The sequence below is a fragment of the Mesorhizobium sophorae genome, from assembly GCF_002270415.1.
In the GTDB taxonomy this organism is placed as follows: Bacteria; Pseudomonadota; Alphaproteobacteria; order Rhizobiales; family Rhizobiaceae; genus Mesorhizobium; species Mesorhizobium sophorae.
Window position 1 is genome coordinate 780,424 of sequence record NZ_NNRI01000022.1, and the last position, 12,097, is coordinate 792,520.

Genomic DNA, 12,097 nt, shown 5'->3' on the forward strand with positions numbered 1-12,097 from the left:
AGTAAAGTCGATATCCATAAATCCAAGGATTCGGATATATGGATAAAAAAGGCACGTTGAACGCGCTGGCGGCCCTTGGCCAGGAGACGCGGCTGGATGTTTTCCGGCTGCTCGTCCGCGCCGGTCCGGAAGGCATTCCGGCGGGCGAGATCGCCACAAGGCTGGATACGGTCCAGAACACCATGTCGGCGCATCTGAAGGTGCTCGCCCATGCCGGGCTGATCCACCCCCAACGCGATGGCCGGATCGTGCGCTACGTCGCCGACATGACCGGGTTTCGAGACCTCCTGGCCTATCTGATGGAAGATTGCTGCAACGGCGCGCCGGAACTCTGCCGTCCCGTCATCAATGCCGTGACCTGTGACTGCTAGGAGCACGCCGATGAGCGAAGTGGCTGTACGAGATCGCCCGCACCCTGCCGAAGGCCGGCTGAACGTGGCGAACGACCTGCCACGCCGCTGCGTTGCCGAAGCGCTGGGAACCGCGCTGCTGGTCGCGACCGTGGTCGGCTCCGGCATCATGGCATCCCGGCTGACTAACGACATTGCCATTTCGCTGCTCGGCAACACGCTGCCGACGGGAGCGATCCTTGTCGTGCTGATCACGATGCTCGGGCCGGTTTCAGGAGCGCATTTCAATCCGGTGGTCACGCTGGTGTTCGCGCTCCGTCGCGAAATCGACGCGAGGCCGGCGCTCGCCTATGTCGTCGCCCAAATCGTCGGCGGCATCGCCGGGACATTCCTGGCGCACGCCATGTTCGAACTGCCGATCCTGCAGGCCTCGGTGACGGTGCGGACCGGAGCCGGGCAATGGCTCGCCGAGGTAGTCGCAGCTTTCGGCCTCGTCTTCACTATCCTGGCAGGCCTGCGCTTCCGTTCCGACGCGATCCCCTGGCTGGTCGGGCTTTACATAACGGCCGCCTACTGGTTCACGGCCTCGACCTCATTCGCCAATCCGGCCGTCGCCATCGCCCGTGCCTTGTCGGACACGTTTTCCGGCATCCGCCCGGTCGACCTGCCGGGTTTCATATCAGCCGAATTGCTGGGCGCGCTGCTGGCCATGGCCCTGGCGGGCTGGCTGCTTGCCGAACCGAAACCAATCAGACAGATGCAGGCCGCGAAATGACCATCACGATCTATCACAATCCCGATTGCGGCACCTCGCGCAACACGCTGGCGATCATCCGGCAGTCGGGCGAGGAACCAGAGGTGATCGAGTATCTGAAGACGCCGCCGTCACGGCAAAGGCTGGTCGAGTTGATCGCCTCCATGGGCATGACACTGCGAGAGCTGCTGCGCGAGAAGGGCACGCCCTACGCCGAACTCGGCCTTGCCGACCCGAAGTGGTCCGACGACGAGATCCTCGATTTTATGCTGGCGCATCCGATCCTGATCAACCGGCCGATCGTGGTGAGCCCGCTCGGCGTGGTGCTGGCCCGGCCGTCGGAAAAGGTGCTGGACATCCTGCCCAATCCGGAGGTCGGCGCGTTCACCAAGGAGGATGGCGAGGTGGTCATCGACGCCTCTGGCAAGCGGGTCGGCTGATGCTATTTCCATATCTATCGAAATTGGGTTGACGTCTCGACAGGCGCCGCGTAGCTTATTTCTATGAAACTCGAAAAAGCAGCCGCCCAGCTCGAAGCGCTCGGCAATCCGACGCGGCTTCAGCTCTACCGCATCCTCGTGCGCGCCGGTGACGACGGGCTTGCCGTCGGCAGCGTCCAGGGCAAGCTCGATATTCCGTCCTCGACGCTGTCGCATCATCTCAAGCGGCTGGTCGACACCGGCCTTGTGACGCAGGAGCGGCAAGCGACGACGCTGATCTGCCGCGCCAACTATCCGGGCATGAATGCGCTGATCGGCTATCTCGCCGACGAGTGCTGCGCGGATGCCGCCTGCGCGCCTGCCGTCGGCAAAGCGCTGGCCTGATTTTTTTCGCTTTGTAATTCGAAGATACCGGAAGGATCGAATATATGGACATGATGGCAAACCTTCCCGTCGCGGTGATCGGCGCAGGCCCTGTCGGCCTCGCCGCCGCCGCGCATCTGGTCGAACGCGGCATCCGCCCGCTGATCCTCGAACGTGGCGAAAGCGTTGGCGCTGCACTGCTCGAATGGGGCCATGTGCGGGTGTTCTCGCCATGGCAATACAATATCGACGCGGCGGCGCGGGCGCTGCTCGACCGCTCCGGCTGGACGGCGCCGGACATGCGAGGCCTGCCGACCGGGGGCGAGATCGTGCGCGATTATCTGGCGCCGCTTGCCGCACTTGCCGGCATCGCCGCCAATTTGAAGCTAGGAGCCGAGGTCACCGCGATCACCCGCCAGGGACATGACAAGGTTGCCAATGACGGTCGCAAGGACGCTCCCTTCGTCATCCGTTACCGCGATGCGGACGGCGAGCACCGCGTTCTCGCGCGCGCCGTCATCGACGCGTCCGGAACATGGTCGCGGCCAAACCCCATCGGCGTCGACGGGCTGCCGGTTGCCGGCGAAGGCGCGGCTTGCGAGCGCATTGCCTATGGCATTCCCGACGTGGTCGGCAAGGCCAGGGACAGCTATGCGGACAAGCGTGTCCTCGTCATTGGCGGCGGGCATTCGGCGATCAACGTCGCCCTGGCGCTCATGGAGTTGCAGGACGCAGCGCCTGGCACCGAGATTTTCTGGGCGCTGCGTCACGCCAGCGTCGACCGGCTGCTTGGCGGCGGGCTGAACGACCAATTGCCCGAACGTGGCGCGCTTGGCCTCGCCGCCAAGCAGGCGATGGCGGTTGGAAGGCTGAACATGCTGGCGGCTTTCGCCGTCAACCGCATCGAGATGCAAGGCGAGGGGCTTGCCGTCGACGCCAGCCTGGCCGGCAAGCCATTCAGCCTTTCCGTCGATTGCATCGTCGTCACCACGGGCTTCAGGCCCGACCTGTCGTTCCTCGGCGAAATCCGCCTCGCGCTCGATCCCGCCGTCGAAGCGCCGCCGGCGCTGGCGCCGCTGATCGATCCGAATTTCCACTCGTGCGGTACGGTTCCCGCGCATGGCATCCGGGAACTTGCCCATCCCGAACCCGGCTTCACCATCGTCGGCTCGAAATCCTACGGCCGCGCCCCGACCTTCCTTATGGCGACCGGCTACGAGCAGGTTCGCTCGGTGGTCGCCGACATTGCCGGAGACCATGTCGCGGCGCGCGAGGTGCGGCTGGTGCTGCCGGAGACCGGCGTGTGCAGCGCCGATGTCGTGACGGGATCGGACAGTGCTGGTTGTTGCGGCGGGCCCGCGCCCGCCAATGTCGATGCCTGCTGCGTCGAGGATGCGGACGCCAAGGCAAAGGGTGCGTCGGGCTGCGGCTGCGCAACGGGTCCATCGGTTGGCGCCAAGGCGACGGAAGCCGTGGGCGTCGATGCTTGACCGGTCTGTCCTGCGCAAGGCGATATGGGCGCTCGGGCTGACGCAGATCATCGGCTACGGCACGCTCTATTACAGCTTTTCGATCCTGGCGCCGGCGATGGCCAGGGAGTTCGGCCTCACGGAAGGGTGGGTGTTCGGCGCGCTGTTCGCCTCGCTGTTTGCCGGCAGCCTGTTCGCGCCCACGGCCGGGCGCTGGGCCGACCGCTTCGGCGCAGGGCGCATCATGACCATCGGCTCGGTCGCGGCAGCCGTCGCGCTGGCGCTGTGCGCCGTCTCGTCCGGCCGCGTGACCTTTGTTCTGGCCTTGCTGGCGATGGAGCTGGCCTCCAGTTTCGTCCTCTACAGCGCCGCCTTCGTGGCGATCGTGCAGATCGGGGTTACCCGGCCGCAACGCAGCATCACCCACCTGACGCTCATCGCAGGGTTCGCCTCGACCCTGTTCTGGCCGCTGACCTCGGCGCTGCATGCGCATTTGACATGGCGCGAGGTCTATCTGCTGTTCGCGGCGCTCAATCTCGGACTCTGCCTGCCGATCCACGCCTGGCTGATGCGCCTGTCGCGCCGTCACGCGACGAACGCGCCGCAAGAACGCGAGCCGGCCCATGAAGCGGGCGCGGCACTCGATCCGCGACGCGGGCAGGCCGTGTTCCTGCTGATGCTGGCGGGCTTCGCCTCCGAGGGCTTCGTGCTGTCGGCGATCCTCATCCACATGGTGCCCCTGACGGCGGCACTTGGGCTCGGCACGGCCGGCCTCTTCGTTTCGACCCTCTTCGGGCCGGCGCAGGTCGCCAGCCGGTTGATCAACATGCTGTTCGGCGGGCGCCTTCAGCAGACGCATCTCGCCGTCATTGCCGCGTCGCTGCTCACAGCCGGGCTGTGCACGCTGCTGTTGACCACGCCATGGCTGCCCGGCGCTTTCCTGTTCGTGCTGCTGTTCGGCCTCGGTTCCGGTCTCACCAGCATCGTCGGCGGCACCTTGCCGCTCGAGCTCTTCGGCCGCCAAGGCTATGGCGCGCGGCTGGGATGGGCGAGTGCCGCTCGCCAGTTCACCTCGGCCTTCGCGCCGTTCGCGCTCGCCTTCATGATGGCGCGGACATCCGTCGCCAATTCGCTGTGGGTGCTGGTGGTCGTCGCCGCGAGCGGCGTCATGGCCTTCCTCGCCATCGCGCTGCTGAGACGGCGCCACGGCCGGGTTGCGTTTGCGATTGGCGGCAGCCCGGAAGAGGCGAGCTAGCCCGGATATTCAGTGCCGCAGGATCTTGCTGAGGAAAGCCCGGCTGCGGTCGGTCCTGGGGTGCGAGAAGAATTCGTCGGGCGTGCCGCTTTCGACGATGGCGCCGGCATCCATGAACACCACGCGCTGGGCGACCTTGCGGGCAAAGCCCATCTCATGCGTCACCACCATCATGGTCATGCCTTCCTCGGCGACCGCCACCATGACGTCGAGCACTTCCGAAATCATCTCGGGGTCGAGCGCCGAGGTCGGCTCGTCGAACAGCATGATCTTTGGCCGCATGCCGAGGCAGCGCGCGATCGCCACGCGTTGCTGCTGGCCGCCGGAGAGCTGCGCCGGATAGGCGTTGACCTTGTCGGCCAGCCCGACCTTGGCCAGCAATTCGCGCCCGGCCTTTTCGGCTTCAGTGCGCGGGATCTTGCGGACATGGATGGGCGCCAGCGTCACGTTCTCGAGCGCCGTCTTGTGCGGATAGAGGTTGAACGACTGGAAGACGAAGCCGATCTCGGTGCGCAGCTGCGTCATGTTGGTGGCGGGGTCGCCGAGGCGCTGGCCGTCGACGACGAGATCGCCATCCTTGATCGCCTCCAGGCCGTTGACGCAGCGGATCAGCGTGCTCTTGCCCGAGCCGCTCGGGCCGCAGACGACGACCACCTCGCGCGGCTCGACGCTGAGCGTGATGTCCTTGAGCACGTTGAGCGCGCCGAACCATTTGTTTACGCCGCGAAAGTCGATCATACCGGTTTTGGTCATATTTGCCGGACCCTTGGGGTTCGCTGTCACAGCTGCACCTCGCCATGCGCCGCGCCCATGCGGCGCTCGAGCCGACGGGCGAGCATGATCAGGGGATAGCAGACGATGAAATAGCCGACGCCGACGAGGAAGAAGACCAGCAGGCCGTTGGGCACACGCTGCACCACCAGCCAGCCGACGCGGGTGAGGTCGGTGAGTCCAATCGCCGAGACGACCGAAGAGTCCTTGATCAGCAGCACATACTGCCCGACCAGCGGCGGCAGCACGATGCGCATCGCCTGCGGCAGCACCACCTGGCGCATGCGATGCCAGCGCGACAGGCCGGATGCCAGCGCTGCCTCGACCTGGCCGGTCGGCACCGAGCGAATGCCCGCGGCGACGATCTCGCAGATGAAGCAGGCGGCAAGGTTGGTCAGCGCGATGATGCCGGCGGTGAAGGCGTCGAGCTCGATGCCGAGCTCCGGCAGGATGAAGAAGATCAGGAAGATCTGCACCAGGAACGGCGTGCCGCGGATCAGGTCGACCCAGGCGCCGATGACGCTGCCCACCAGCCGGTTGCCGCCGGTGCGCAGGATGCCGAGACCGAAGCCGAGCAAGGTGCCGAGCACCAGGCTGATCAGCGACAGCACCACCGTCATGCCGAGACCGCGCAGCGCCAGCGGATAGCTGCCGGCGAGGCTTTGCAGCTGTTGCCAGATCATGTTCGCGCCCCCGCTGTGCCGAGCCAGCGACCGGAGAGAGCAGCCAGCCCCTTCAGGCCGTAGTAGAGCAGCAGGTAGAAGGCGGCGATGGTGAGGAAACCTTCCGCCGGCATGAAGCGGTCGGAGGCGAGCAACTGGCCGGCGCGGGTCAGCTCGGCGACCGAGATCAGCGACAGCAATGCGGAATCCTTGACCAGTACGATCGCCTGGCCGAGCAGCGGCGGGATCGTCACCTTGAAGGCTTGCGGCAGGATGACCAGGCGCATGCGCTGGACATAGGTCATGCCCGAGGCGACGCTGGCTTCGACCTGGCCGCGTGGGATCGACAGGATGCCGGCTCGAATGATTTCAGCGACATAGGCGCCGCTGTTCAACGATAGCGCGAGGATGCCGACAACCAATTCGGGCAGGACGAAGCCGAGTCGGGGCAGGCCGAAATAGAGGAAATAGAGCTGCGCCAGCAAGGGCGTGGCGCGCACGGCGTCGATATAGGCCTTGGCCGGGGCACGAAACAGCCAGCCGCGCTGCAGGTTCATAGCGCACAGCACGATGCCGACGGCGAGCGCGCCGAGAAAGGACAGCGCCGACAGCCAGACGGTCGTGACCAGGCCCTGCCCGAACAGGGGCAGGTACTCGACGATTGTGCGGAAACTGAAATTCTCGAGCATCGCTGGGCGGTTCCCCAAAGCGGGCGAAACGAAAGGCCAGGCGGCTTCGCGGCGCTCAAGACGCGCGCAAAACCGCCTGGGATCCCAAGGCTGGTTAGTGGTCCTTCTTCCAGGCGTCGGAATTGACCCAGTAGTCCAGGTTCTTCTGCAGGCGCCCATCGATGCTGACCTGGTCGAGGAACAGGTTCATCCAGACCAGCAGGTCCGGCTCGTCATAGCGGGTGGCGAAGGCAAGCGGTTCCTTCGACAAAAGCTCCGGCATGATGGTGAAGGTGCCGGCCGGATAGGCAGTCGACTGGCCTTTGACCGCCGAGACGTCGTTGACGCCGCAATCGGCCTGGCCGTTGTTGACGGCGTCGAGCAGCAGCGGACCGCCGCCCTTGTAGCTCTTGATGTCGGCATCGGTGAAGACGGCCTTAGCCTCCTTCTCGCCGGTGGCGCCGAGCAGCACGGCGATCTTGGTGCCCTTGGCCTTGCAGTCCTCGGTGGTCTTGAACTTGCTGTCTGCCTTGGTGAACACGGTGCTGCCCGTATACATGTAAGGTTTGGTGAAGGCGACCTTCATGCCACGCGCCAGCGTCGGCGTCATGTCGGCGACCAGAAGGTCGGCCTTGCCCGACAGCAGCGCCGGGATCAGGCCGTCCCAGTCGAAGTCGAGGAAGGTGATCTTGACGCCCATTTCCTTGGCCATCAGTTCGGCCAGTTCAACCGAACTGCCGGTGCGTTCGCCATTGGCGCCGACCAGCGAGAAGGGCGGTCCCTGTGTCTGCACGGCGACGCGCAACTCGCCGCGCTTGGTGATGTCGTCGAGCGTTCCGGCACTGGCCGCGGTGGCGAGCCCGCCGAGCGCAAGTCCGGCGATGAAAAGTCTGGCAATCTTCATTTGGCATTCCTCCTTGTTTTATTGTTCCACGTTGTTGTTTCACCCTTCGGGGTGCTTTTTTGAGCGGCAGCGCCGTTGCCGGCGGCAGCCACCGTTCGAAAACCCTCAGTCCCAGGCCACTGTCTCGGTCACAGTGATGCCGCGCCTGGCCAACTCGTCGAAGAAGCGACCATCGGGCACATCGAGCAGCGGGTTGAGCAGGCCTGGTTTGGTGATCTCGCGCCGCGCCAGCATCTGCGCCACGATGCTGGCGGGATAGCCGACGCCGAGGCTCATGCCGAACAGGCCGGAGGCCAGGTCGCGCTCGATGATCAGGTCCGAGGTCACCGTCTTGCGGCGACCGCCTTCGAGGCCGGAAAAGACATTGCGCATCACGCAAAGGTCCTTTTCGCCGGGGCCGTACTGCAGTTGCGGCCCGAGCAGCCGGCCGAGGAATTCGCGCGGGCTGGAGCCGGTGCCGGGCACCTTGTCTTCGGAGAGGAAGCCGAGCTCCTTCAGCGGCGCCCAGAAGGCCGACCATCCCGGCCAGCGCAGCGTATAGCGGCCCGAGCGGCGCAGCCCTTTTGCCGCGTCCAGCATCTCGACATAGTGCAGCGCATCGCCATTGGGGAAGGCTTCCAAAGCGCCAAGGCCCGCCACCTCGATCTCGTGGATGAAGGGGTTGTCATGCTGCCGGCCGGCGGGCACCGCGACGCGTTCGCCGTCCTCGATCATCACGCTGTCGCGGTTCTGGCTGACCAGAACCATGTCGAAGTTCCAGCTCACCTTGTAGCACAGGGGCTTGGCCATCGCCTTCGGCTCGGGGATGCCGCCGCAATAGGAATCGATCGCGGCGATGGTATCGAACTGCCTTGCGACGCGCGCGTAGAGCACCAGGTCGATGCCGGGATCGAGCCCGCATTCGGCCATGATCGGCACACCAGCCTGTTCGGCGGCCGGTGCCAGGTCGGCGATGGCCTTGCCGTAATTGGTGGTGACCAGTGGCGTGCGCGTTGCGATCGCGGCCTGGACCGCCTCACGCATCAGTGGCTGCGGCAACAGGTCGATGACGGCGTCGGCATCCGCCAGCACGCCGGCCAAGGCAGGGCCGATCGCGCCCTGCGGTACCACGAAGCGCACGCGGGCAAGGTCGGTCAGGCCGTCAAGGCGAGCCGCACCGTCCGGTGTCGTGTCGACGCAGACCACCTCCTCGACACCGCTGGCAGCGAGATCGGCGATGGCCGCCCGGCCTTGCAGGCCGAGGCCGCCGAGAACCGCTATTCTCATGCCGGCTCCTTGCGATCGTCCGACCAACAGCCTTCCGGCAGGCTGACCCATTTGTTGCAGGACGCCATGACGACGAAGGTCTCGCTGCGAACGACTTCGCCCGGCTCGCCTGCCCCCGGGATCAGCTCGCTGGTGACGCGGTAGAGATCGGCGACGTCACCGGCCACGGTCACGTCGACGATGATGTCGAAGCGCCCGGTGACCACCGAAGCCGAGTTGACGAAGGGCAGTTCGGAAATGCGCTGCGCCAGCTCGCGGGCCCGGCCGCGTCCTTGCGCATTGATACCGACAATAGCCGAGATTAGCTCGGGGCGCTCGGTCAGGTTCAAGAGCCCGACGATCTTCAGCAGATTGCGGTCGAGCAGATTGCGCAGCCGCGTGCGCACCGTTGGCACCGAAATCGCCAACATCTCGGCGAGGCGGTTGATGCCCGGCTGCGCGTCCTGCGACAGCTGTTTGACCAGCCGCCGATCGGTCAGATCGAGATGTTCCCGCAAAGGCTCTGTCTTTCATAAAAAGAAAAAAGACAGGCAAATTATTTGCCTATATGAAAACAAGCTATGTCACGAATTTTTGAAAAGCAAGGTGTTGTTTTCGCACCAAGTGGCATGGTGCGTCGTCTGGCGCGTTGCGGTTGCTCGCTATTGGGTTGCCGGGTTCAGACCAGCGCGGCAGCCAGCAATTTCGCTTGCGGCGTCAATTCGTCGAAGCTGCGGGCGCACAGATTGAGCTGGCGTGTTGCCCAGTCGTCGGTGAGCCGCAGGCTGCGCAGCGAGCGTGCCGAGTGGCGCGCCGCACTTTCCGGGACGATGGCGATGCCGGCGCCTTGCGCGACGAGGCGGCAGACATTGTCGAGGCCGGGCACTCGGATGCGGATATGCAGATGACCGCCAAGGCGGGCGGCCTGGCGTGTGACGTGCTCCTGCAGCGCGTGGCCTGTGCCGAGCCCGACGAAGGGTTCACCGAGAATGTCGGCGAGGCTGGTGGTGCGGCCTTCGAGGCCGCGCCAGTTCCGCGCGGCGATCACCACCAGCCGGTCGATGAAGAACGGTTTCTGCTCGAGATGCGACAGGCCAGCCCAGGTCGCGGCGATGCCGAGATCGGCCGCACCGCTGGCCACCGCCTCGGCGATCTCATGGCTGGGGCGCTCGTCGAGATCGATGTCGATCTGGGGATGCGTGACAAGGAAAGCCGGCAGGACATCGCGCAGCAGCTCGCCAGTGGCGGCGGTGTTGGCGAGCAGCCGGACGCGGGCGCGAAGACCGGTGGCGTAGGCGCCGAGGTCGCCGGCCATCGCCTCGATCTGGTTCTGCACCGCGCGCGCATGATGCAGCAGCGCCTGTCCGGCCGCCGTCGGCACCACGCCACGGCGGCGGCGTTCCAGCAGCGGCGCGCCGAGGCGATCCTCCATGCCCTTGATGCGGGCGCTGGCCGAGGCCAGGGCAAGGCCGGCGAGTTCGGCGCCATGGGTGATGCTGCCGCGCTCGGCCACCAGCAGGAACAGCCGGAGATCGACCAGATCGAAGCGCATTCTTTTGCTCCTGCAAACAGTTCGCCAGCCGCGCAGCTCCAGCCTTCGTCCGGGACGAAGGCTGATAGTGCAATTTCCACATTGTGACCGGCCCGCATCTGCGTCAAACAGTTTCGGTGGAGATGTCTGATGAGCGAACGAACATCTGGCCGTCCCGGCATTCTTGAAAGCACGGCGATTGTGCTGGCCGTCGCCGTGGCCTGCCTTGCGATGGTGCGGGCGGAGCCCGGCCTGCGAGGATGCGCGACGACCTCCGTCAGCCGCGATGCCGCGCCGGCAAAGTCCAGCCCTGAGGCCGATGCCACGGACATGCTCCTGCATGACTGATCCTGCCCTGAAGGTGCGATCGTGCTGAGCGCCGGTGTCATCACCTGGATAGGTGCGGTGTTTCTCGTCGCCGGCGTGGTCAAGGGCGTCGTCGGCATGGGTTTGCCGACCGTGGCGATGGGGCTGCTGGCGGTGACGATGCCACCGGCGCAAGCCGCCGCCTTGCTGCTGATCCCGTCGCTGGTCACCAACCTCTGGCAGTTGTTGACGGGTCCGTCGCTCGGCGGCCTGTGCAAGCGGCTGTGGACGATGATGGCCGGTGTCGTTCTCGGCACCGTCGCCGGCGCCGGCCTTTTGACCGGCTCGCACACGGGATTTGCCTCGGCGGGGCTGGGCGCGGCGCTGGTGCTTTATGCGCTTGTCGGCCTCGCCAGGGCCGGCTTCACCACGCCGGCGCGCCACGAGGCTTGGACGTCGCCGCTGGTCGGCGTGGCAACCGGGCTGGTCACCGGCGCCACCGGCGTCTTCGTCATTCCGGCGGTGCCCTATCTGCAATCGCTGCGGCTGGACAGGGAAGACCTGATCCAGGCGCTCGGCCTTTCCTTCACCGTCTCGACAGCAGCGCTGGCCATCGGACTATTCAGAACGGGAGCTTTCGCATCGCCGACGATGCAGCTGGCGGGATCGGTCGCAGCCCTGGCGCCGGCGCTGGCCGGCATGGTCGTCGGCCAGGCGCTGCGCCAGCGGATGAGCGTCGAGACCTTCCGCACGGTGTTCTTCGTCGGGCTGCTGGCGCTGGGGGTCTATCTCGCGGGGGAGGTGGTGTTTTAGCCGCGCAGGCCTACCGAACCACCAGGACCGGGATTTCGGTTAAGGACAGCACCTCCGCGGTCTGGCTTCCCAACAGCAGCCTGCCCAGTCCCCGGCGGCCGTGCGAGGCCATCACGATCAGGTCGCAGCCCTCAGCCTTCGACAGTTCCAGGATCGCCTCGGCGGGCTTCTTGTCCTCGATATGCACCACCTCAGCGCGCACATTCGCCAGTTCCGCCGACGCCTTGCATTTGTCGAGCACGTCCTTGGCGTATCGGCGACCACCTTCCTGATAGGCGACGAATTCGTCGCCGGCGGCATAGCCGGCCATGGTGCCGCCCCAGGCGAAGATCGGGAATGGCTCGGTGACGTGGATAAAGGTAACGGTGGCGCCGAGGCGGCTGGCCAGCGCCAGGCCGTGGGCAACGCCGTTGTCGGCCAGTTCCGATCCGTCCGTAGCGATCAGCAAATGTGTGTACATGATGATGTGACCTGTTGTGCAAGGGCCGACACGCCCTTGTGGTGGCGAGAGCCTGTAGCGGCTGACCTTGATATAGTTGCGCCACCGGGCTCATCACAGGGGCCAG

Annotated in this window: 16 protein-coding genes; 8 read left to right on the plus strand and 8 right to left on the minus strand. The window is 65.7% G+C overall.

Annotated elements, in window-relative coordinates:
• Nucleotides 1-38: 38 nt before the first annotated feature.
• The 6 genes from CGZ66_RS34865 (at nucleotide 39) to arsK (ending at nucleotide 4,631) form a co-directional block, all read left to right on the plus strand.
• Nucleotides 39-371, plus strand: a complete 333-nt coding sequence (locus CGZ66_RS34865; protein WP_095091162.1) for an ArsR/SmtB family transcription factor — start codon at nucleotides 39-41, stop codon at nucleotides 369-371.
• 64 nt (nucleotides 372-435) lie between these two features.
• A complete protein-coding gene (locus tag CGZ66_RS34870) occupies nucleotides 436-1,125 on the plus strand; it encodes an aquaporin (RefSeq protein WP_245331390.1) in 690 nt (229 codons plus the stop codon).
• Nucleotides 1,122-1,544 carry an arsenate reductase (glutaredoxin) gene (gene arsC, locus CGZ66_RS34875; RefSeq protein WP_095091164.1) on the plus strand — a complete coding sequence of 141 codons (423 nt, stop codon included), beginning with the start codon at nucleotides 1,122-1,124 and terminating at the stop codon, nucleotides 1,542-1,544. The genes CGZ66_RS34870 and arsC overlap by 4 nt, the downstream gene beginning before the upstream one ends.
• A gap of 63 nt (nucleotides 1,545-1,607) precedes the next feature.
• The gene (locus CGZ66_RS34880; RefSeq protein ID WP_095091165.1) at nucleotides 1,608-1,928 is read left to right on the plus strand and encodes an ArsR/SmtB family transcription factor; all 321 of its coding nucleotides are present in this window, start codon (nucleotides 1,608-1,610) and stop codon (nucleotides 1,926-1,928) included.
• A gap of 44 nt (nucleotides 1,929-1,972) precedes the next feature.
• Nucleotides 1,973-3,397 (plus strand): NAD(P)-binding domain-containing protein, encoded by a 1,425-nt coding sequence (locus tag CGZ66_RS34885; RefSeq protein WP_095091166.1) that lies wholly within the window; start codon nucleotides 1,973-1,975, stop codon nucleotides 3,395-3,397.
• Entirely contained in the window at nucleotides 3,390-4,631 is a 1,242-nt protein-coding gene (arsK, locus tag CGZ66_RS34890; RefSeq protein ID WP_095091167.1) for an arsenite efflux MFS transporter ArsK, read from the plus strand. Before CGZ66_RS34885 ends, arsK begins: the two co-directional genes overlap by 8 nt.
• 9 nt (nucleotides 4,632-4,640) lie before the next feature.
• Here arsK and CGZ66_RS34895 read toward each other — a convergent pair whose 3' ends face one another.
• The 7 genes from CGZ66_RS34895 to CGZ66_RS34925 form a co-directional block, all read right to left on the minus strand.
• Nucleotides 4,641-5,384 (minus strand): amino acid ABC transporter ATP-binding protein, encoded by a 744-nt coding sequence (locus CGZ66_RS34895; protein WP_095091168.1) that lies wholly within the window; start codon nucleotides 5,382-5,384, stop codon nucleotides 4,641-4,643.
• A gap of 26 nt (nucleotides 5,385-5,410) precedes the next feature.
• Nucleotides 5,411-6,085 (minus strand): amino acid ABC transporter permease, encoded by a 675-nt coding sequence (locus tag CGZ66_RS34900; RefSeq protein WP_095091169.1) that lies wholly within the window; start codon nucleotides 6,083-6,085, stop codon nucleotides 5,411-5,413.
• Nucleotides 6,082-6,753, minus strand: a complete 672-nt coding sequence (locus CGZ66_RS34905) for an amino acid ABC transporter permease (protein WP_095091170.1) — start codon at nucleotides 6,751-6,753, stop codon at nucleotides 6,082-6,084. The genes CGZ66_RS34900 and CGZ66_RS34905 overlap by 4 nt, the downstream gene beginning before the upstream one ends.
• 94 nt (nucleotides 6,754-6,847) lie before the next feature.
• Entirely contained in the window at nucleotides 6,848-7,636 is a 789-nt protein-coding gene (locus CGZ66_RS34910; RefSeq protein ID WP_095091171.1) for an ABC transporter substrate-binding protein, read from the minus strand.
• Nucleotides 7,637-7,741: 105 nt separating this feature from the next.
• The gene (locus tag CGZ66_RS34915; protein WP_095091172.1) at nucleotides 7,742-8,902 is read right to left on the minus strand and encodes a saccharopine dehydrogenase family protein; all 1,161 of its coding nucleotides are present in this window, start codon (nucleotides 8,900-8,902) and stop codon (nucleotides 7,742-7,744) included.
• The gene (locus CGZ66_RS34920) at nucleotides 8,899-9,399 is read right to left on the minus strand and encodes an Lrp/AsnC family transcriptional regulator (protein ID WP_095091173.1); all 501 of its coding nucleotides are present in this window, start codon (nucleotides 9,397-9,399) and stop codon (nucleotides 8,899-8,901) included. The genes CGZ66_RS34915 and CGZ66_RS34920 overlap by 4 nt, the downstream gene beginning before the upstream one ends.
• 161 nt (nucleotides 9,400-9,560) lie before the next feature.
• Nucleotides 9,561-10,433, minus strand: coding sequence for a LysR substrate-binding domain-containing protein (locus CGZ66_RS34925; RefSeq protein WP_095091174.1), 873 nt, complete (start codon nucleotides 10,431-10,433; stop codon nucleotides 9,561-9,563).
• Between the two features lie 129 nt (nucleotides 10,434-10,562).
• Here CGZ66_RS34925 and CGZ66_RS34930 point away from each other — a divergent pair, with 129 nt between their 5' ends.
• A complete protein-coding gene (locus CGZ66_RS34930) occupies nucleotides 10,563-10,760 on the plus strand; it encodes a hypothetical protein (RefSeq protein WP_095091175.1) in 198 nt (65 codons plus the stop codon).
• Between the two features lie 21 nt (nucleotides 10,761-10,781).
• On the plus strand, nucleotides 10,782-11,531 hold the full coding sequence (locus CGZ66_RS34935; protein WP_095091176.1) for a sulfite exporter TauE/SafE family protein: 750 nt from the start codon (nucleotides 10,782-10,784) through the stop codon (nucleotides 11,529-11,531).
• A gap of 10 nt (nucleotides 11,532-11,541) precedes the next feature.
• On the opposite strand, the gene CGZ66_RS34940 is transcribed toward CGZ66_RS34935, so the two are convergent.
• Nucleotides 11,542-11,991, minus strand: coding sequence for a universal stress protein (locus tag CGZ66_RS34940; RefSeq protein WP_095091177.1), 450 nt, complete (start codon nucleotides 11,989-11,991; stop codon nucleotides 11,542-11,544).
• Between the last annotated feature and the right edge of the window lie 106 nt (nucleotides 11,992-12,097).